The 18,365-nt window shown below is 44.1% G+C and carries 18 protein-coding genes; 8 read left to right on the top strand and 10 right to left on the bottom strand.

What is annotated here, in order from left to right; translation table 11 throughout:
- Positions 1 to 39 precede the first annotated feature (39 nt).
- From R8269_RS16810 to R8269_RS16800, 3 genes are all read right to left on the bottom strand, one after another.
- Entirely contained in the window at positions 40 to 1,254 is a 1,215-nt protein-coding gene (locus R8269_RS16810) for an EAL and HDOD domain-containing protein (protein ID WP_005378158.1), read from the bottom strand.
- A gap of 98 nt (positions 1,255 to 1,352) precedes the next feature.
- Positions 1,353 to 2,090, bottom strand: a complete 738-nt coding sequence (gene lpxH / locus R8269_RS16805; RefSeq protein ID WP_005389817.1) for a UDP-2,3-diacylglucosamine diphosphatase — start codon at positions 2,088 to 2,090, stop codon at positions 1,353 to 1,355.
- 60 nt (positions 2,091 to 2,150) lie between these two features.
- The gene (locus R8269_RS16800; protein ID WP_005378156.1) at positions 2,151 to 2,645 is read right to left on the bottom strand and encodes a peptidylprolyl isomerase; all 495 of its coding nucleotides are present in this window, start codon (positions 2,643 to 2,645) and stop codon (positions 2,151 to 2,153) included.
- Positions 2,646 to 2,847: 202 nt separating this feature from the next.
- Here R8269_RS16800 and cysS point away from each other — a divergent pair, with 202 nt between their 5' ends.
- The gene (cysS, locus tag R8269_RS16795) at positions 2,848 to 4,230 is read left to right on the top strand and encodes a cysteine--tRNA ligase (protein ID WP_005378155.1); all 1,383 of its coding nucleotides are present in this window, start codon (positions 2,848 to 2,850) and stop codon (positions 4,228 to 4,230) included.
- 87 nt (positions 4,231 to 4,317) lie between these two features.
- Entirely contained in the window at positions 4,318 to 4,896 is a 579-nt protein-coding gene (locus R8269_RS16790) for a thymidine kinase (RefSeq protein WP_042522050.1), read from the top strand.
- A 60-nt stretch (positions 4,897 to 4,956) separates the two neighbouring features.
- Here R8269_RS16790 and R8269_RS16785 read toward each other — a convergent pair whose 3' ends face one another.
- The 3 genes from R8269_RS16785 to R8269_RS16775 are packed head-to-tail and all read right to left on the bottom strand — an operon-like array spanning position 4,957 to position 7,316.
- Positions 4,957 to 5,595: a YdcF family protein gene (locus tag R8269_RS16785; RefSeq protein ID WP_104978978.1), complete on the bottom strand. Its 639-nt coding sequence runs from the start codon at positions 5,593 to 5,595 to the stop codon at positions 4,957 to 4,959.
- Positions 5,592 to 6,419 (bottom strand): NAD-dependent epimerase/dehydratase family protein, encoded by an 828-nt coding sequence (locus tag R8269_RS16780; protein WP_017634682.1) that lies wholly within the window; start codon positions 6,417 to 6,419, stop codon positions 5,592 to 5,594. The genes R8269_RS16785 and R8269_RS16780 overlap by 4 nt, the downstream gene beginning before the upstream one ends.
- Before the next feature lie 18 nt (positions 6,420 to 6,437).
- Positions 6,438 to 7,316, bottom strand: coding sequence for a LysR family transcriptional regulator (locus R8269_RS16775; protein WP_005378151.1), 879 nt, complete (start codon positions 7,314 to 7,316; stop codon positions 6,438 to 6,440).
- A gap of 89 nt (positions 7,317 to 7,405) precedes the next feature.
- On the opposite strand from R8269_RS16775, the gene R8269_RS16770 reads away from it, so the two are divergent.
- Positions 7,406 to 7,852, top strand: a complete 447-nt coding sequence (locus tag R8269_RS16770; RefSeq protein WP_154204695.1) for a PACE efflux transporter — start codon at positions 7,406 to 7,408, stop codon at positions 7,850 to 7,852.
- Between the two features lie 43 nt (positions 7,853 to 7,895).
- On the opposite strand, the gene R8269_RS16765 is transcribed toward R8269_RS16770, so the two are convergent.
- On the bottom strand, positions 7,896 to 8,129 hold the full coding sequence (locus R8269_RS16765; protein ID WP_005387662.1) for a TIGR02647 family protein: 234 nt from the start codon (positions 8,127 to 8,129) through the stop codon (positions 7,896 to 7,898).
- A gap of 299 nt (positions 8,130 to 8,428) precedes the next feature.
- On the opposite strand from R8269_RS16765, the gene focA reads away from it, so the two are divergent.
- Positions 8,429 to 9,289, top strand: coding sequence for a formate transporter FocA (gene focA / locus R8269_RS16760; protein ID WP_005378146.1), 861 nt, complete (start codon positions 8,429 to 8,431; stop codon positions 9,287 to 9,289).
- A gap of 85 nt (positions 9,290 to 9,374) precedes the next feature.
- Here the strand turns inward: focA and R8269_RS16755 are convergent, their stop codons facing one another.
- Entirely contained in the window at positions 9,375 to 9,500 is a 126-nt protein-coding gene (locus R8269_RS16755) for a hypothetical protein (RefSeq protein ID WP_254903806.1), read from the bottom strand.
- A 366-nt stretch (positions 9,501 to 9,866) separates the two neighbouring features.
- The gene (locus R8269_RS16750) at positions 9,867 to 10,679 is read right to left on the bottom strand and encodes an ABC transporter permease (protein ID WP_137281860.1); all 813 of its coding nucleotides are present in this window, start codon (positions 10,677 to 10,679) and stop codon (positions 9,867 to 9,869) included.
- Positions 10,680 to 11,141: 462 nt separating this feature from the next.
- On the opposite strand from R8269_RS16750, the gene torE reads away from it, so the two are divergent.
- The 4 genes from torE to R8269_RS16730 all read left to right on the top strand — a co-directional run bounded on the left by torE (position 11,142) and on the right by R8269_RS16730 (position 16,983).
- Entirely contained in the window at positions 11,142 to 11,321 is a 180-nt protein-coding gene (gene torE, locus R8269_RS16745) for a trimethylamine N-oxide reductase system protein TorE (protein WP_005378141.1), read from the top strand.
- A gap of 50 nt (positions 11,322 to 11,371) precedes the next feature.
- Positions 11,372 to 12,556 (top strand): pentaheme c-type cytochrome TorC, encoded by a 1,185-nt coding sequence (torC, locus tag R8269_RS16740; RefSeq protein ID WP_005378139.1) that lies wholly within the window; start codon positions 11,372 to 11,374, stop codon positions 12,554 to 12,556.
- Between the two features lie 26 nt (positions 12,557 to 12,582).
- Positions 12,583 to 15,045, top strand: coding sequence for a trimethylamine-N-oxide reductase TorA (torA, locus tag R8269_RS16735; RefSeq protein WP_005378138.1), 2,463 nt, complete (start codon positions 12,583 to 12,585; stop codon positions 15,043 to 15,045).
- Between the two features lie 198 nt (positions 15,046 to 15,243).
- The gene (locus R8269_RS16730; protein ID WP_053303207.1) at positions 15,244 to 16,983 is read left to right on the top strand and encodes a glycoside hydrolase family 36 protein; all 1,740 of its coding nucleotides are present in this window, start codon (positions 15,244 to 15,246) and stop codon (positions 16,981 to 16,983) included.
- A gap of 77 nt (positions 16,984 to 17,060) precedes the next feature.
- Here the strand turns inward: R8269_RS16730 and R8269_RS16725 are convergent, their stop codons facing one another.
- Positions 17,061 to 18,275, bottom strand: a complete 1,215-nt coding sequence (locus R8269_RS16725) for a putative manganese transporter (protein ID WP_005378133.1) — start codon at positions 18,273 to 18,275, stop codon at positions 17,061 to 17,063.
- Positions 18,276 to 18,365: the final 90 nt, after the last annotated feature.

Below are 18,365 nucleotides of genomic sequence, written 5' to 3'. Positions count from 1 at the left end.
CTCACAATTGCGAGGCTGGAGGTGAGGCATTATAGCGATTTAGGGCGTTTGAGACAGCAGTTCTTGAGCCCACTCGGTAGATTGATTAAAAGCGTCTGCTAATTGAGGTTCGGTTAATTTAAGAACGGTGCAATATCGCTCGGCTAACTCCCAGTCCGCTTGTTCATAGGCGATCGTCATCGAAAGTAAGTGACCAAGTACGCCTTTTCGACTGGTTAATGCGAGTTTTATATCTTCGTCAACGGGGATATCTTCAATGACATCAGAGAGCGGTTGATCGAGCAAAGATCCGAGTAAAGAAAACATGCCTGTCAAAAAAGCCTGCCCAGGGTCATACCTAGTGTTCATTTGACTAAGTAACAGTTCACACATTCGTGCACGCTGAATCGCTAAAGAGTAAAGAGAGTCAGGTTTATCTTCTTGAACGGACGCAATTGCAACTAAGGAAATAAAGCGTCGTAGTCGCTCTTCACCCAGATAAATAAGCGCCTGTCTGAACGATTTGATCTTAGTCGTTAATGTATAGCCTGAATTTACGTAAGTAAGCAGCTTGTATGACAGCGTCACATCAATCGAAAACAGACGTTCAACCTCATTGAAGTCGATGGGCTTATCTGCAATCTCTTTACAAAGTTGGATGACGGTAAGAAACGCGGGGTTCAACCGTTTTTTCTGGATCATCTCAGGTTTGCTAAAAAAATACCCTTGAAAATAGTTAAAACCGGCTTCTAGGGCTTGCTCAAACTCTTCATAGGTCTCTACCTTTTCCGCAAGAAAGTCGATTTTAAATGGGCTCAACGCCTGAATAAAAATGGCAGCTTTCTTAATCGGCACAAGTCTAATATCAAACTTGATCATGGAAACGTATGGAAGAAAACGCTTCCAAGCTTTCGTCGGAACAAAATCATCCAGAGCAATTTTGTATCCGCACTCATGAAGGTGCTTGATGGCTTCTAACAGTTCTTCTGTCGGTTCGCAGTCTTCAAGGACTTCAATGACGAGAGATTCTTTAGGGAACAAAGTTGGGACCAAGTTCACCAAGCTTTGATGCGGAAAGTTAACAAAGCCAAGTTTGTTTCCTAATGTGTTGTAATGCGTCGACAAAAAATGATCGGATAGCAGTCGACTAGTAGCCAGCTCTGGTTCTACTTCAGGGAAGGTATTTTTAGGGCCGTCTCGAAAGAGGAGTTCGTAACCTATGGTTCGTTTTTCTCTATCCAGAATCGGTTGGCGAGCTACGTAAGAATACTTCAATTAGGTACTTCGTTCTGTTTAACTTAGTATTATGATAATAGCGATTTTTTACAAAATATCTACGACTTGAGCGTGAATCTTCTACACGCTCTACATGCTTAACGCAAATTCTGTATGAACGGTCTCGTTTGTAGGTCAAAACTATCAGAATTTACTTTTAAAACTGAGCCTTGCGTATACCAATCCCCTAAAACAATTCGGGTCTTTTTAACGCCATCGACGTCAAAAAAATGTGTGTTCGGGCGATGTGTGTGACCATGAATCATTAAGTTGACGCAGTTCTGAGACATTACTTTCTCGACCTCATTTTGGTTGACGTCCATGATATCTAATGACTTGCTCATTTTATCATCACGAATATCGGATTGAACTTTTGAGACAATTTTCTTCTTAATGAACCAAGGAATACGGTTAAACAACCATTGTAGCCATGGCTTGTGAACGGTTTTTCTAAACTCTTGGTATTTCACATCGTCAATGCAGAGCGTATCGCCATGTAGGATTACGGCTTTTTGACCATAAAGATCAATCGTGCAGACATCGTCGAGTAATGTCATACCGGTTTCTTTGCAAAAGCGTTTGCCGAGTAAAAAATCTCGATTGCCTTGGATGAAAAAAGTTGGCACACCCGCATCCGTCAGTGCTTTAAATTCTGCACGGATTTGGTCTGCAAAAGGGGTGTTGTCATCGTCACCAATCCAGAATTCAAACAGATCGCCGAGTACATAAAGTGCATCAGCTTTTGTTGCTTCTGTTCGCATGAACGTCACAAAACATTCCGTAATATCCGGACGTGATGGGGTAAGGTGAAGATCGGAAATAAATAATGTCGTCATAGAAATAAGGGGAAGCTATGCCTCCCCATTAACTTATCTTTTAAAAATAATTCCTAAGAATTACTCTTCAATTGTTGTACCAGTGATTACTACGTCTTCTAGAGGTACGTCTTGGTGCATGCCGTAAGAACCAGTGCTAACGCCTTTGATCTTATTTACGATGTCCATGCCTTCGATTACTTCACCGAACACACAGTAACCCCAACCGTCTAGGCTTTCGCTACGGAAGTCTAGGAATGTGTTGTTGTTTACGTTGATGAAGAACTGAGAGCTTGCTGAATGCGGCTCCATAGTACGTGCCATAGCAAGTGTACCCACTTTGTTGCTTAGGCCGTTGTTTGCTTCGTTCTTGATAGGTGCACGAGTCGCTTTTTCACGCAGACCAGACTCCATACCACCACCTTGGATCATGAAGCCGTCAATAACACGGTGGAAAAGCGTGTTGTCGTAGAAACCGTCGCGGCAGTACTGAAGGAAGTTTGCGCTTGTCTCTGGCGCTTTCTCTTCGTTTAGTTGAATCTTGATGTCACCAAAATTAGTGTGAAGGGTGATCATGCTACTTTCCTTTACTGTGTTGTGTTGGGCCCGAGATTCTAGCCTAAGTTCTAGTGCTTTAAAAACTCAGGAAGAGGAAATTCTTCGTTTTGTGCTTGAAGTTTAGCCGATTATCGTTTTATCGGTTAATTGCTATTACCTAACTAGGTTGGAGTTGATATACTCATCTTCTTTTATTCATTCACAATCATAGATAGAGATCATGTTAAAGATATATAACACACTCACAAGACAGAAAGAGGAATTCAAACCAATTACAGCTGGCAAAGTCGGTATGTATGTCTGTGGAGTTACCATCTACGATCTCTGTCACATTGGTCATGGTCGTACTTTCGTCTCTTTTGACGTTGTATCACGTTACCTTCGCTACTTGGGCTACGATCTGACGTTTGTACGTAACATCACAGATATCGACGATAAGATCATCAAACGTGCCGCAGAAAATGGTGAGTCTTGCGATTCATTGACTGAGCGTTTAATTGGTGAAATGCACGCTGATTTTGATGCGCTGAACATGAAACGTCCGGACGTTGAACCTCGTGCGACACAGTTTATTGCTGAAATAATCGAATTGGTTGAGAAGCTAATCGAGCGCGGTTTTGCATACGTTGCAGATAACGGTGACGTAATGTTTGAAGTGGGTAAGTTCAACGAATACGGCAAGCTTTCTAAGCAAGACCTTGATCAGCTTCAAGCTGGCGCGCGCGTTGATATCGAAACAGCAAAACGCAGCCCTCTAGACTTTGTACTTTGGAAGATGTCTAAGCCGGGTGAACCAACGTGGGAGTCACCATGGGGTCCTGGTCGTCCAGGTTGGCACATTGAGTGTTCAGCAATGAACTCTTCAATCCTAGGTAACCACTTCGACATTCACGGCGGCGGTTCTGACCTTCAGTTCCCACACCATGAAAATGAAATCGCGCAATCATGCTGTGCACACGATACACAATACGTGAACACATGGATGCACAGCGGCATGGTAATGGTAGACCGTGAGAAGATGTCTAAATCTCTAGGTAACTTCTTTACTATCCGTGACGTTCTTGGTCACTACGATGCTGAAACAGTGCGTTACTTCCTAATGTCTGGTCACTACCGTAGCCAGTTAAACTACAGCGAAGATAACCTAAACCAAGCACGTGCTTCGCTTGAGCGCCTGTACACATCTCTACGTGGTTTAGACCTAAACGCTGCGCCTGCTGGTGGTGAAGAGTACGTATCTCGCTTTACAGCAGCGATGAACGATGACTTCAACACACCAGAAGCTTACTCAGTACTGTTCGACATGGCGCGAGAAGTTAACCGTCTGAAGACAGAAAACCTAGAGAAAGCGAGCGAACTCGGTGCGCTAATGCGTGAACTAGCAGATGTGATCGGTATTCTTCACCAAGATCCTGAAGCCTTCCTAAAAGGTGATGCGGGTAACGATGATGAAGTGGCTGAAATTGAAGCTCTGATCAAGCTGCGTAATGACTCTCGCGCTGCGAAAGATTGGGCGAATGCAGATATGGCTCGTGACAAGCTGACCGAAATGGGCATTGTTCTGGAAGATGGTCCAGAAGGCACAACGTGGCGTCGTAAGTAATTGAATTTTCATTTTTAAAGGGCTGATAATTCAGCCCTTTTATTTTCCATTTCCATAAATTAAAACTTTAACTTTAGGTAATGCTCTGTGGCTCAGATGTATTTCTATTACTCAGCAATGAATGCGGGTAAATCAACAACGCTTCTTCAATCCTCTTTCAACTATCAAGAACGCGGCATGACGCCAGTTATTTTTACGGCTGCGCTAGATGATCGTTTTGGTGTCGGTAAAGTGAGCTCTCGTATTGGTCTTCAATCTGACGCACATTTATTTCGTCAGGATACCAATTTGTATCAAGAGATCGCAGATCTGAATGAGGTTGAAAAACGTCACTGTATTCTTGTTGATGAGTGTCAGTTCTTGTCGAAAGAACAAGTTTATCAACTTACTGAAGTCGTTGATAAGTTGCATATTCCAGTATTGTGTTACGGCCTTCGCACCGATTTTCTAGGCGAACTTTTTGAAGGCAGTAAGTATCTATTATCTTGGGCAGACAAGCTGGTTGAGCTCAAAACAATCTGCCATTGCGGCCGCAAAGCGAATATGGTTATTCGTACCGATGAACACGGCGTGGCAATTAAAGAAGGCGATCAAGTTGCGATCGGCGGTAACGATAAGTATGTCTCCGTATGCCGCCAACATTACAAAGAAGCGCTCGGTAAATAAGCCGTATTGATACAGAAAAGCCACCGAACTTGGTGGCTTTTTGTTGTCGGTTAGAAAAAGTTAGACTAAGTCAAAACCAAACCGCTCGAGTAAAACCTGGTAAGAAGATTCGACTTGCTGAGGGATGTTCTGCTCGGTTTGAAATCCTTTCTCTGGATAGCTTTTTACGCGAGAGAAATCTTCCATTAGTGCTTCTAGCACCATCATTAATGGCATGTCTTCATTAATGTATTCAAAAAATGGAAGAGCCGCAGAGCTTACTTGCAGCTGAGTGTAGGGTGACTGCCACTGTTTTTCAAATGTCGCGATTGCTCTACGCTCCATAAACGGTTTTTGTACCAGAATAAACGAGGAACACTGTTTTCCTTCCTCTTTTAATCGTTGCTCAGTAAAGCGAACATTTTCTCCACTGTTTGTGGATTCAGTTTCGAGCAAAATTGCTTCACTTGGAACGCCCGACATCTTTGCAATCTCGGCAAAGGTTTCTGCTTCGCTTTTTTCAAACAGTCCATCTGTGAAGCGACCTTCACCCCCTGAAAATACAATCAAAGGTGCCAACTTTTGGTGGTAGAGCTTGGCAGCGTGCTCCGCTACACGCACATCATTACTGCACATCACAAACAAACAGTCCGCAGGCTTCAGTTTATGTTTGAGTTGCATGTAATCCCAAAGCGTTTCTATATGTCTATAGAGTCTCATAGCGCATCCAAAGTTGAATTGAAGTGAAATCGATAACCAAGTGAGAGTAGTTTGTCAGCAAGAATACGCTTGTCAGCTTGCTCTGTGACGGGTGGAAGAGGTATCTCACTTCCGATTTTGTTTATGGCAGCTTGGTAGAACTCAGCCTTGCTGACAGTATGAGGTGTCGTAACGTTAATGACTTGGTTGCTTAAATTGCCTAAGGCAAATTTCGCAGCCGAGACAGCATCATCTTGATGAAGCATATTAGCTGGTGCTTTACGACTAACTTGTTGAAGCCTTGCTGCAAAGCGAGATGGGTGTCTATCTGGCCCGATTAATCCGCTACAACGCAGAATAACAAAGCTAATATTCGAGTCGATAACATGCTGCTCTGCTTGAAGCATAATACGTGCATTGTCAGAGAAATAAGGGCTTTCGGCTGCTAAAGAGATTGACGCGTCAGCTTCTTCCATATCGGAAGCAAGGTTAGGGTAAACCGTGGTAGAGCTGATCATGAGAAGTTTTTCAACGTTGTTTTGCTTAGCTGCGTTGGCAAGTATTTGCCATTGCTGGGCATATTCTTGACCGCGTCCTTTACGAAATCCTGGAGGAAAAGCGCCGATAACGTGCGTAATTTGATGCTGTTTGAGCAGTTCATCTAGCCGTGCTGTGGCGTTCAATTGATTGAAATCGAACAATGCGGAGTGAGTTAATGAGGTGGGTAACTCTTTTAATCGAGTTTGGCTACGACGAGTGACGACAACATAGTGTCCATCTTTCATCAATGTTTCTGCTAGCGGAGTTCCGAGCCAGCCTGCACCTACGATCAATGTATTTGCCATTTGGGTCTTCCTACTTACTTATGTCTGCCCGAATAGGTTGAGCAGTTCTGCTTTGGCTTGTTGATGGAGGGGATCTGAATGCCATTTCTGGTGCTGAATAAGGTCAACATTGACTTGCCAAGCCAGTTTTGTGAAATCATCCCCAACTTTTTTTAATGTATTAGGTGAATACGCGACTAAATGCTGTGGTAGAAAGCACCAACCAAACCCTTTATTCGCCAATTCCAACAAAATATAGTAGTTATCAGCGTACCAGATATCTGGGCTAAATGCTTGATTGAGACCACATGGCTCTGCACTTTTGGATCGTATGACCAATTGACGATGTTGTTTTAATTGATCAATGTGAGTGATTTGCTGCTTTGCTAAAGGATGTGTTGAAGAGACATAGACATCAAATGCAATATTGCCAAGATTGGTGAAATCGATGTGCCTTGGCATTTGTAAATCACTCAAAATAATCCCAGTCGTGGCGCGTTCCGACTTAACCAATTCAATGATATCAGGGCTTGATGCCGTTAAGCATTCAACTTGTAAGTGTGGAAAGCGTTGCTCTAACTTCTTTAGCACATCCGGCAAGCGAGTCAGAGGAATCCCTTCATCAATAGCTAAGACTAATTTGTTCGTTGGCGTGGAAAAGAGCTGCGATGCCCTATTGTTTAGGCGGTCGAGTTGGCTGATTGTTGCTTGTGCATAAGGTACGAGCGCGAGGCCATTCTCAGTTAATTTAGGGTACCTGCCTGATCGATCGAAAAGCTCAACACCACAGTCGATCTCCATATTCATGATGTGCTGGCTCACTACAGATTGAGCTCGCCCCAGTTTTCTAGCTGCTCCTGAAAATGATCCTGCTTCTGATGTAGCAATGAAAGCTTGCAGTTGTTCGATGGTAAACATATCGCTTAAACCGATGGTATCTAACTTTTGGTTATCTAAATAGTAGATAAAATTCTAAGCATTGAGTAGAACTATTTGGACAGAGAAATATGACTCGTAACGAACGAATTTTTCATGCAGTACTTTTTGAGTTAATCGCACTCGCGATTATTGTACCAGCGGCTTCATTGATCACTGGAAAGGGTTCTAGTGATCTCGCGTTGGTTGGGGTCGGGTTGAGCATGTATACCGTGATATGGAACTACATCTACAACTTGTATTTTGATAAGTGGTTTGGTGACAATCGAGCTGAGCGAAGTTTAGCGATGCGGCTTGGACACACTGTTGGTTTCGAGGGAGGATTGATCTTTATCTCTCTACCTGTGATTGCCTGGTTCTTAGAAATTACGCTTCTTCAAGCTCTAATGCTGGAAGCCGGCTTCCTCGTTTTCTTCCTATTTTATGCCACTGGTTTTAACTGGTTGTATGACAAGGTTCAACCATTTAGCAAAATGAAAAAGCGATTATTGCCACAGGCATCGACAGGAAAAATATAGGACTAAAAAACGCCACCGAGTTCGGTGGCGTTTTTTGTTCAAATTACACAGACAAAACTCTTAAAATCTTATCTGCATGTTCTGCAACTTCAATGCCTTCGTCTGTGAGATAACCACCGTCAGGCTGTGTACAAAGTTGCTTCTTATATAGACGAGCAACGGCTGCCTGCATTTCTTCTGACGCGTCTGTATGAACTTTAATACCAGTTGCAGCACTACTTAGGTCGAACTGAAGAAGTAGATTCAATTCGGCGATATGTTCAGCTGAATATTTCATAAATGATTCCTTTGCGCTTTTTTTACCAAGCTAGTCTGAAAAGTAGCGTTGGGCAACATTCAACGACAAGAAGTGTTAAGTATGGCGCTATCAGGCTGATATAACGCAGGATCTTTGTTCGAAAGGCCGAATACTTGTTAAGTATCAATGATACTTACGGTAGCGAATGATAGGCGCTATTTATTGCTTGATCTCCCAATAACAACGATTTTAGTAAACACGCCAAATAGCACTTGAAAAAATAGGGAAATAGAGCGATTATCCGCGCCTCTTTAAATGTTTCTAAATGTTACACCAGAATGAACTTTAATCAGTTTGACTCACTATTACCGCCACAAGCTGCGGAACGCGCGGCTGAAGTGGGGGTAGGCAAAGCAACGAAAGCTCCAATCAAATCTTTTCTGCTCGCCATTTCTGCGGGGCTTCATATTGGTATTGCTTTCATCTTCTATACCACAGTAACGACAGGCGCAGGCGAGCTGCCTTGGGGCATTACACGACTCATTGGTGGTCTGGCATTTAGCCTTGGTTTGATTTTGGTGGTGGTTACTGGCGGCGAGCTTTTCACTAGCTCTGTGCTGACACTAGTTGCGCGTGCGAGTGGAAAAATCTCTTGGCAAGCACTTATCAAAAACTGGTTGGTGGTTTACTTTGGCAATATGGTTGGGGCCATTTTGCTCGTGGCCTGTATGCTAGTTACCAAGCAATATATGTTTGATCATGGCCAAGTTGGTCTTAACGCGATGGCGATCTCCCAACACAAATTACATCATGGTTTCTTTGCTGCTGTTGCGCTTGGCATCATGTGTAACGTATTAGTTTGTATTGCAGTTTGGATGACGTTTAGTGGACGTACATTAACTGACAAAATAGCGGTCATGATTCTGCCAGTAGCTATGTTCGTGTCGGCAGGTTTCGAGCACTGTATTGCGAACATGTTCCAAGTACCTATGGCGATTGGTATTAAGTACTTTGCGCCAGAAGCGTTTTGGCAAATGACAGGGGCAGATATTGCAAACTACGCGGACTTAAACATGATGGGGTTCATCGTAAACAACCTAATTCCTGTTACGATAGGAAACATTATTGGTGGTGGCGTATTTGTTGGCATGTGGTATTGGATGATTTATCTACGCGATGAAGATAACCATTTGCGATAAGTTTAGAAGATCACAAGAAAGGCGAACCAGATGGTTCGCCTTTCTTTTTATTTGTCTCTGCAAATGTCAAATAAGTCGAGTCATGCTAAATCAACTCTTCGTTGATGCCAAAATCGGTTGGGAGCCAATGAGAAGTTACTTCCTTTGGTTCTTGAACGAGCCAATCCAGAGGTGCATCGGACAGGAGTTCATCGTAATTTTCTTTGATCATTAAGACATCCATGTACGTCTCTCCAAGTTTGTGGTCACTGCCTTTACTATAAAATTAGAACATGTCAGTCACGTGATCAATGCATGACGATTCGATTGATCACTTATGTTGCTATGTTTCTGGTTGCGTATGGGTTTTGGGGGCTTATCCACATTTTCTGTGGATAACCTGTATCAAAGGTCGTGCGTATCTAAACTTGCAAAGAAAATTTCATAAAATTAGAGGCTTATATCAAAAAGAATTCTGCCTGACTTTTCATCTGAAAGCGTCTTGATGAGTGCTCGAAGAATAGTTGAGTTATTCAGTTATAAGTACGTTCGACTTGGCAACATGAGTTGTTTAACGGTCTTTACCCACAAGCGCCAGCTAACCATGAGTTTTGGTCGATTCGGGTTGCTCGATTTTTATCTTGATTCGGCCTTCTTTGGTTTGTACCCAGCGCAATGTCATTTCTAACGTTATGGTTACGGAGGCACTCAACATGACGAAAATAGCCAGCATAATTACTAACTGGTATTTGATCGCAACCATCGGGCTCGCGCCACCTAGAATTTGACCGGTCATCATACCCGGTAAGGTAACCAGCCCTGTAGTGGCCATAGAAGCTAAAGTCGGGGCAAGGGACTTTCTAAGAGCCTCCTGAATGAAGGGGAAGGATGCGTAGCGAGGAGAGGCTCCAAGTGAGATTGCAGCCTCATATTCTGCTTGTCTCTGCTCAAAAGCCGTAAACAAATTCTGAAGAGCGATGATATTACTACTCAAGCTGTTACCCAATAACATACCAGCAAGTGGGATCATGTACTGCGCATTGTAAATAGGGGATGGTTGCACTAAGCCTACTGTAATTGCTATCAGAAGTGGTATTAGACCACAGGTAAGGCCCGTTAGTAGCGGAAGCATAAGTGGCTTTTTAGGTAAGTGAGCTTTTCCCGCAATTGAGCTGGCACCAATCAGTAGCATGATGGCAAGCCAAAGTATATTGACAAGTAAGCTGTTCAATTGAAAAAGATATTCTAAATACACGCCAATCAATATGAGCTGAAGTGTCATTCGGATAACACTGATTATGGTGTCTTTTGCTATCCCTAATTTGTAGCGGGCATTGATAAAGAAGGGGACCAATAAAATCAAACCAAACAGTGCCAGTTTGACCCAGCTTATATCCACCACGTTATCCATAATCGCTCCTTGAAAATACGCGAATAATTGTATCTAAGCCTCCCCTTTATATGAACCACTATGTGCACTTTTTGCTGTTCTTAAAGTAAACCTTGAGTGCTATTTTAGACATTAATACGCAGCATTTTGTTTACAAACGGTTATCTTTTTCGGAGTTTTTAAGTCGATTTATGGCATGGTAATTACGATTTAAATGTGATCGGTGTTTCTTAAATGTTGGTTATTTAACAACTCCTTAAAAGACTTATTTTGTCACATCTGTTCATGTTTTTTAATAAATAACATCAATCCATCATATCTCTGGATGAGCTCAAAAAAGTGTTGAATTACAAGGTCTGAGGTCGCTTATTTGATTGAACCCTACTATTAGTATGGTCTAACATTTTCCATTAGAGATTGTAAAAAACTTAAGCTTGGTTACGCGGGCTTTTCAATAACACTAGATACAAAATAGGCAAATGTATGAGTGATGTTAATAAAATTGAGAGTGGTGAAAAACGCTCCCTGGAGTGGAAGTCGTTCCTCTTCATTGCAGTTGTTCTCTTCCCAATTCTGAGTGTGGCCTTTGTTGGCGGCTACGGGTTCATCGTTTGGATGTTGCAAGTCTTCTTCTTTGGACCTCCAGGCGCGCACGGCATGTAAGCCAGTGAGCTCATAACCACACTTTTGAAAAGATTTTAAGAGAGCAAATAATGAAATCATTAATCATTAAACTGTGGCGTACCATGACGCGCCCAGCTGTACATATCAGCCTAGGTGTGCTGACTATGGGCGGCTTTATTGCTGGTGTTATCTTTTGGGGTGGCTTTAACACCGCTCTAGAAGCAACCAACACAGAAGAATTCTGTATTAGTTGTCACACAATGCGTGACAACGTGTACGTTGAGCTACAAGAAACGGTGCACTGGAAAAACCACTCTGGTGTTCGTGCTACCTGTCCTGATTGTCACGTTCCACATAACTGGACAGATAAGATCGCTCGTAAGATGCAAGCTTCTAAAGAAGTATTTGCACAAGTATTTGGCAACTACGACGAACCGGGTGTGTTCGAAGAGCGTCGTATCGAACTTGCTAAACACGAATGGGATCGTTTCTCGGCAAACAAATCTCTGGAGTGTAAAAACTGTCACAACTACGAATCGATGGATTTCGAGCAAATGTCTCCAACCGCTCGTATCCAAATGAAGCAAGCCGCTGAGAAAGATCAAAGCTGTGTTGACTGTCACAAGGGTATTGCGCACAACCTACCAGCAGGCATGGACAGCATTGGCGGTATCGTGGGTGATCTAGAGGGTATGACTTCTAACACGGATTACGGCGTTGGTCAGCAACTCGTGAGCGTTCGTCACCTACCAATTTACTTTGATGCGCAAGGCAGTAAAGAAGCTGGTCTTCTTAATCCAGCATCGACCGTTAAAGTTCTTGAAGACAAAGGCGAGTTTGTTGAGATCGAAATTGACGGTTGGCGCAAAGCAAAAGGTTTTGGTCGTGTAATTCAAGAAGACTTCGGTAAGAACATTGCGACTGCGTCTCTGATGAAAGAAGCAGCAACAGACAGCAACATTGTGACGACTGGTGAGAAAAAAGTGGATGAGTTAACAGGCCTTCCTTGGGAAAAAGTAGCGGCGAAAGTATGGATTAAGAAAGAGTCTATGCTGAACGACATCAATCCTGTTTGGGAAAAATCTCGTGAAGCCTACAAGACCAATTGTTCTGTATGTCACACTCAACCTGCGGAAGCGCACTTCGACGCGAACACCTGGCCAGGTATGTTCGACGGTATGTTGGCGTTCGTTAACCTAGATACAGACAGTGAAGCACTGATCTTGAAGTATCTACAGAAACACTCTTCAGATTATGCTGAAGGTCACCACTAATAAGCGTCGGATTGGAGTAATTTTAAATGGCTATTACACGAAGAAGTTTTCTTAAAGGTGTAGCAACCACAAGTGCAGCGTCAGTAATTGGTCCTAGCTTATTGGCGTCCGCCTCTGCAAATGCCGTTGAGACGACAGGTACTTGGAAAGTAACCGGTTCTCACTGGGGCGCGTTCCGCGCCCACATCTACGCGGGTAAAGTTCAAGAGATCAAGCCGCTAGAGCTAGACAAAAACCCAACAGAAATGTTGAACGGCATTAAGGGTATTATCTACAGCCCTTCACGTGTTCGTTACCCAATGGTTCGTCTAGATTGGTTGAAGAAACATAAATACAGCGCAGATACTCGCGGTAACAACCGTTTCATCCGAGTAACTTGGGATGAAGCGCTAGACTTGTTCTACCGTGAGCTAGAACGTATTCAAAAAGACTACGGCCCATGGGCGCTGCATGCAGGTCAAACAGGTTGGAACCAAACGGGTTCATTTAACAACTGTACAGCGCACATGCAACGTGCAGTAGGTATGCACGGCAACTTCATCACTAAAGTAGGTGACTACTCGACGGGTGCAGGCCAAACCATTATGCCGTACGTGCTAGGTTCAACCGAAGTGTACGCACAAGGTACGTCTTGGTCTGAGATCCTAGAAAACTCTGACAACATCGTTCTTTGGGCTAACGACCCAGTGAAAAACCTTCAAGTAGGTTGGAACTGTGAAACGCATGAGTCGTTTAAGTACCTTGCACAACTAAAAGAAAAAGTGGCGAAAGGTGAGATCAACGTTCTATCTGTAGACCCAGTGAAGAACAAAACTCAGCGCTACTTAGAGAACGATCACTTGTACATCAACCCGCTGACAGACGTAGCGTTCATGCTCGCTGTGGCACACGTGTTGTACAACGAAAACCTGTACGATAAGAAGTTCATTGATACTTACTGTCTAGGCTTTGAAGAGTTCATTCAATACGTTCAAGGTAAGACAAAAGACAAAGTAGAGAAGACGCCTGAATGGGCAGCGGCGATTTGTGGCGTGAAAGCGGACAAGATCCGTGAATTCGCACGCATGCTAGTCAGCGGTCGTACACAGATCCTGATGGGTTGGTGTATCCAGCGTCAAGAGCACGGTGAGCAGCCATACTGGGCAGCGGCTGTGGTTGCTGCAATGGTTGGTCAAATCGGTCTACCTGGCGGTGGTATCTCTTACGGTCACCACTACTCAAGTATCGGTGTGCCTTCTACTGGTTTCGCGGGCCCTGGTGGTTTCCCTCGTAACCTTGACCAAGGTATGAAACCGAAGTGGGATAACAACGACTTTAACGGCTACAGTCGTACTATCCCAGTTGCACGTTGGATCGACTGTCTGCTAGAGCCTGGCAAAGAGATCAACTACAACGGCGGTAAAGTGAAACTGCCAGACTTCAAGATGATGGTTATCTCGGGTTGTAACCCATGGCACCACCATCAAGATCGTAACCGCATGAAGAAAGCGTTCCGCAAACTTCAAACGGTTGTAACGATCGAGTTTGCTTGGACTGCGACATGTCGTTTCTCAGATATCGTTCTACCGGCGTGTACGCAATGGGAACGTAACGACATCGACGTATACGGTTCATACTCGAACAAAGGTCTGATCGCGATGCATCGTCTCGTCGATCCATTGTTCCAATCTAAGCCTGACTTCCAAATCATGAGTGAACTAACTCAGCGTTTTGGTCGCCGCGAAGAATACACTCGTGGTATGAGCGAGATGGAGTGGATCGAAAGCCTATACAACGATTGTAAGAAAGCGAACGAAGGTAAGTTCGAAATGCCAGAATTCAATGAGTTCTGGGAGAAGAGCGTACTAGACTTCGGTGAAGGTAAACCTTGGGTTCGTCACGCGGACTTCCGTAAAGACCCTGAGCTTAACCCTCTAGGTACACCGTCTGGCTTCATCGAGATTACATCACGTAAGATCGGCCGTTACGGTTACGAACACTGTCAAGAGCACCCAATGTGGTTCGAAAAATCAGAGCGTTCACACGGTGGCCCTGGTTCAGACAAATACCCATTCTGGTTGCAGTCTTGTCACCCAGACAAGCGTCTGCACTCTCAAATGTGTGAGTCTGAAGAGTTCCGCGCGACTTACGCGGTACAAGGTCGTGAGCCGGTTTACATCAACCCAGCGGATGCCAAAGCAAAAGGTATCAAAGATGGTGATTTGGTACGTGTATTCAACGGTCGTGGTCAGCTGTTAGCTGGTGCTGTTTTGACTGACAGCTACCCACGTGGCGTTATTCGTATCGAAGAAGGTGCATGGTACGGTCCTCTAAACGAGAAAGAAGGCGCAATCTGTACCTACGGTGATCCTAACACCCTAACGCAAGACATCGGTTCTTCTGAGCTTGCACAGGCGACTTCTGCGAACACATGTATCGTAGACTTCGAGAAGTTCACAGGTAAAGTGCCGCCAGTCACTTCATTTGGTGGTCCGATCGAAGTTGCTTAATTAGTGCAGTTTGCATAAATCCAAATACCAGCCTCAGGGCTGGTATTTTTTTATCAAAATTTCAGTGAGCGTTGTCTCAATAGTAACTTCATAACGTTAAACGAGACTGGTATTCGTGATGATGGTAACGAATTGGGTGAGACAAGCAGGAGATAATGCGCCAAGCTAAACAATAATAATTAAGTGAGTAGACTCTTTATGGCTCAGAGCATTCAATTAGCAAATCACACTGAGATCACTGTGAATAACAATGACTTCCAAGTTGAAGTCGAGGGTAATCAATTACATTTTTCTTTTGCTGGCCTTCACAATAAAACCTTTACGGACCGTGAAGTGTTATTCGAAATGCCGTTTTTGTACGAGCACGAGGCCAACGTAATTGGGGATGGTTTTCAAATGTTGGCGCAAACGGCGGGAACGATCAATCACCCCGTTGATATTGGTCGCTGCCCAGACAATAATCCTTCTTATCGAATCTACCCTAAAAATGCACCTAAGCGTTATTACAACTATTTAGTGGTGGAAGGTTCAGCGGGCTACACATTATTTGGCTTCACATCATGTCATCGCTTTGCAGGCTATTTTGATGTTGTGCTGCGTGATGGGCATTGGGTTTTATCAGCCGCAATTGATGGTGAGTTGACTCAAGTGGCGGATTGGGAAAGTAATCAACTTGAATCCGTGGCGGTACTCTGTGGTCAATCGCTGTCCGAGCTTTATCAAACCTATGGCGAGATGATTGCAAAGCATCATCCTGTTCGCCAAGGTGTGACACAAGATGCGCCTGTTGGTTGGTGTTCGTGGTACGCGTACTACGCAGACGTGACAGAGCAAAACATCATGCAGAACGTTGATTGCATGCAAGATAAGCTCGAAGACCTGGAGTGGGTACTTCTGGATGATGGCTATCAAGCCTTTATGGGCGATTGGTTAACCCCATCAGATAAGTTTTCTGGTGGCGTAAAAGAGCTCATTCATAGTATCCGTGCAAAAGGCAAAAAGCCGGCGATTTGGATGGCGCCCTTTATTGCTCAGCCTGAGTCGGAGATCTTCAAACAGCATCCAGATTGGTTTGTTCGCCACAAAGATGGAAGCTTACTTAAAGCAGAAGATGTCACATACGGTGGTTGGCGATGCACGCCTTGGTACATTCTCGATACTTCAAACCCTGAAGTGCAAGATCACCTAACTCATGTGGTCTCTGTTATGCGTCAAGAGTGGGGCGTTGAGCTATTCAAATTAGACGCAAACTACTGGGGCACGTTAAAAGGTAAACGAAGCCAATCGGGTGTCACCGGTGTAGAAGCCTACCGCATGGGTATGGAAGCGATTGCCAAAGGCGCTGGTGATGCGTGGCTTTTAGGTTGCAACGCGCCAATGTGGCCATCTCTGGGGCTTGTGGATGCAATGCGTGTTTCTGACGATGTAGAGCGTCATAGTCGTCGATTCGAACAGATAGCCAAAGAAACCTTTTACCGTAGTTGGCAGCACCGAAAACTGTGGCAAATTGACCCGGATTGCGCCACGTTCACTTCATTAGCTAATCAATCTGCATCCAGAGAAGAGTATGAATTTCATCGCACGGTGTTATTAGCGAGTGGTGGTTTGCTGCTGTCTGGTGACCCGCTCCCTGAGATTACACCGTTTGCTAAGAAGACACTGTCTAAGCTCATGTTACGTCAACAACGTAACCAACAATCTGCAAAGTTTACCGCTTTGAGTTTAAATCACGCGTTTTTAAAACTAACGACGAAGAATGACCTCCATTGTTTGTTTAATTATGCGAGTTACGGAGCGATGGAATTTACGCTGACGTCTGATCAACCGGTGGACTGGTATGATTACTGGACAGGGGAAAAGCTAAACCAAGAACCTTGCCAGTTGTTAATGGTGAGCGTGGATAAAGGGCTCAATGCGAAAGCGATCGTTACAGCATAACGTGAAGTAAATCGCCCAATACCAAGATCAAGAAAGGAGCCTATTGCGGCTCCTTTCTCGTTTTGATGCTCTGGGCGTTAGAACTCGAATAAAAAGTAATACCCGTATCCAACAATAAACGCAGGAATGGACGAATAAATAGTCGCGACCAAAGCAGCTTTCGGTGCCATTGCAATGGCGGGGAATAGGGCGTCACCATCGTTAGAAATCGCATTGGCCAGTTGCGCAGAAAGTGGCGCTGCACCAGAAATGTATAGGCTAGTGACTAAAATTTGCGGTCCGCAACCAGGCAACATACCAATGGCTAGGCCAGCTAATGGCATCCAAATTCCCCAATGAGAAAAGGTTTCTACAAGGTCGAGTCCAGAAAAATAGGTTGTCAGCTCAAACGCCAGAAAAGCAACGATCACCCAAGCACTGACGAAATTCGTATCTTGTGCTGCTTTTTGAATCGGGTGTGAGTCCACGATTTTTTCATCTTCAGAGACCGTTGACTGATAATCGCCAAGTTCTTTGGTCATCGCCCATAATGACATTGTGATCACCGCGAAGATAGCGCCCAGCCATTCAATGGTGTTGGCTTTCAAAGATAGCAACTGATTAATATCTATTTGGAAAGACATTAACACAGCAACGACACTAGCAGGCACAATAAGCCATTTCCAAAATGCGCCTTGTAGATTGATTGCACGTTGTTCAAGAGGCGTGTGTCGGTCTGTCTGGTGTTGGCAACAAGCATGTGTCTGAGGTGCTTCTTTTGGTTCTGGTCGCAGAAAGTTATCAGCATGAAAAGCATTAACGACTAACCCTGAAAGAGTACCCACGATAATGCCTAATCCAACCACGCCTAATCCAACACTTGGTTTGGCGGCCAGAAGTAAAAAGGCAGCGTCACCCATTGTTGAAGTAAGTACCGCGACAATCGCACCAAATCCCACTCGGCCACTAATAAATTGCGTTGTCACAACAATAGCGCCACCACAGCCAGGCAAAGCACCCAATAAAGAAGCAAAGAAAACCTGATGATTACGCGAGCGATGGTAGAGCTCGGTAATTCGATTGGTTTTCGACATAAAGTTTGAAAGATAATGATAAATAGCCAATGTGGCAGCAACATAGCATGACACTGCCCAGAATGAGTCGGATAGCGTCTGTACGGCTACGTCACGTGTATTTTCATTGCCTAGCAAAATGAGCATGACGATAGGGATCAGCAATCGCTTATAAGCTAAACGAAACTGAGTAGGCTGAAACAACTGTTGTGCAGAGTGTAATAATTGGGTCGCGTTCATCGTTTACTCAAATGCAAATAGGAATAATTATCATTATATGTAAATGAGATTTATTCGCAATAGCATTGTGAACTTTTCTTCGTGTCAAAC

Source organism: Vibrio sp. Vb0667 (assembly GCF_033391095.1).
Note: the sequence above shows the minus strand (reverse complement) of the source record. Positions and strands in the feature narration are given on the sequence as shown.

What these genes read in the sequence shown, in the direction of transcription:
- torC (WP_005378139.1), top strand. Translation starts at nt 11,372, where the DNA reads ATGAAATCATTAATCATTAAACTGTGGCGTACCATGACGCGCCCAGCT.
- R8269_RS16765 (WP_005387662.1), bottom strand. Translation starts at nt 8,129, where the DNA reads ATGAAATATTCAGCTGAACATATCGCCGAATTGAATCTACTTCTTCAG.
- R8269_RS16755 (WP_254903806.1), bottom strand. Translation starts at nt 9,500, where the DNA reads ATGATCAAAGAAAATTACGATGAACTCCTGTCCGATGCACCTCTGGAT.
- R8269_RS16785 (WP_104978978.1), bottom strand. Translation starts at nt 5,595, where the DNA reads ATGAGACTCTATAGACATATAGAAACGCTTTGGGATTACATGCAACTC.
- R8269_RS16800 (WP_005378156.1), bottom strand. Translation starts at nt 2,645, where the DNA reads ATGATCACCCTTCACACTAATTTTGGTGACATCAAGATTCAACTAAAC.
- R8269_RS16770 (WP_154204695.1), top strand. Translation starts at nt 7,406, where the DNA reads ATGACTCGTAACGAACGAATTTTTCATGCAGTACTTTTTGAGTTAATC.
- R8269_RS16750 (WP_137281860.1), bottom strand. Translation starts at nt 10,679, where the DNA reads ATGGATAACGTGGTGGATATAAGCTGGGTCAAACTGGCACTGTTTGGT.
- lpxH (WP_005389817.1), bottom strand. Translation starts at nt 2,090, where the DNA reads ATGACGACATTATTTATTTCCGATCTTCACCTTACCCCATCACGTCCG.
- R8269_RS16725 (WP_005378133.1), bottom strand. Translation starts at nt 18,275, where the DNA reads ATGAACGCGACCCAATTATTACACTCTGCACAACAGTTGTTTCAGCCT.
- focA (WP_005378146.1), top strand. Translation starts at nt 8,429, where the DNA reads ATGAACTTTAATCAGTTTGACTCACTATTACCGCCACAAGCTGCGGAA.
- R8269_RS16730 (WP_053303207.1), top strand. Translation starts at nt 15,244, where the DNA reads ATGGCTCAGAGCATTCAATTAGCAAATCACACTGAGATCACTGTGAAT.
- cysS (WP_005378155.1), top strand. Translation starts at nt 2,848, where the DNA reads ATGTTAAAGATATATAACACACTCACAAGACAGAAAGAGGAATTCAAA.
- torA (WP_005378138.1), top strand. Translation starts at nt 12,583, where the DNA reads ATGGCTATTACACGAAGAAGTTTTCTTAAAGGTGTAGCAACCACAAGT.
- R8269_RS16775 (WP_005378151.1), bottom strand. Translation starts at nt 7,316, where the DNA reads ATGTTTACCATCGAACAACTGCAAGCTTTCATTGCTACATCAGAAGCA.
- R8269_RS16780 (WP_017634682.1), bottom strand. Translation starts at nt 6,419, where the DNA reads ATGGCAAATACATTGATCGTAGGTGCAGGCTGGCTCGGAACTCCGCTA.
- torE (WP_005378141.1), top strand. Translation starts at nt 11,142, where the DNA reads ATGAGTGATGTTAATAAAATTGAGAGTGGTGAAAAACGCTCCCTGGAG.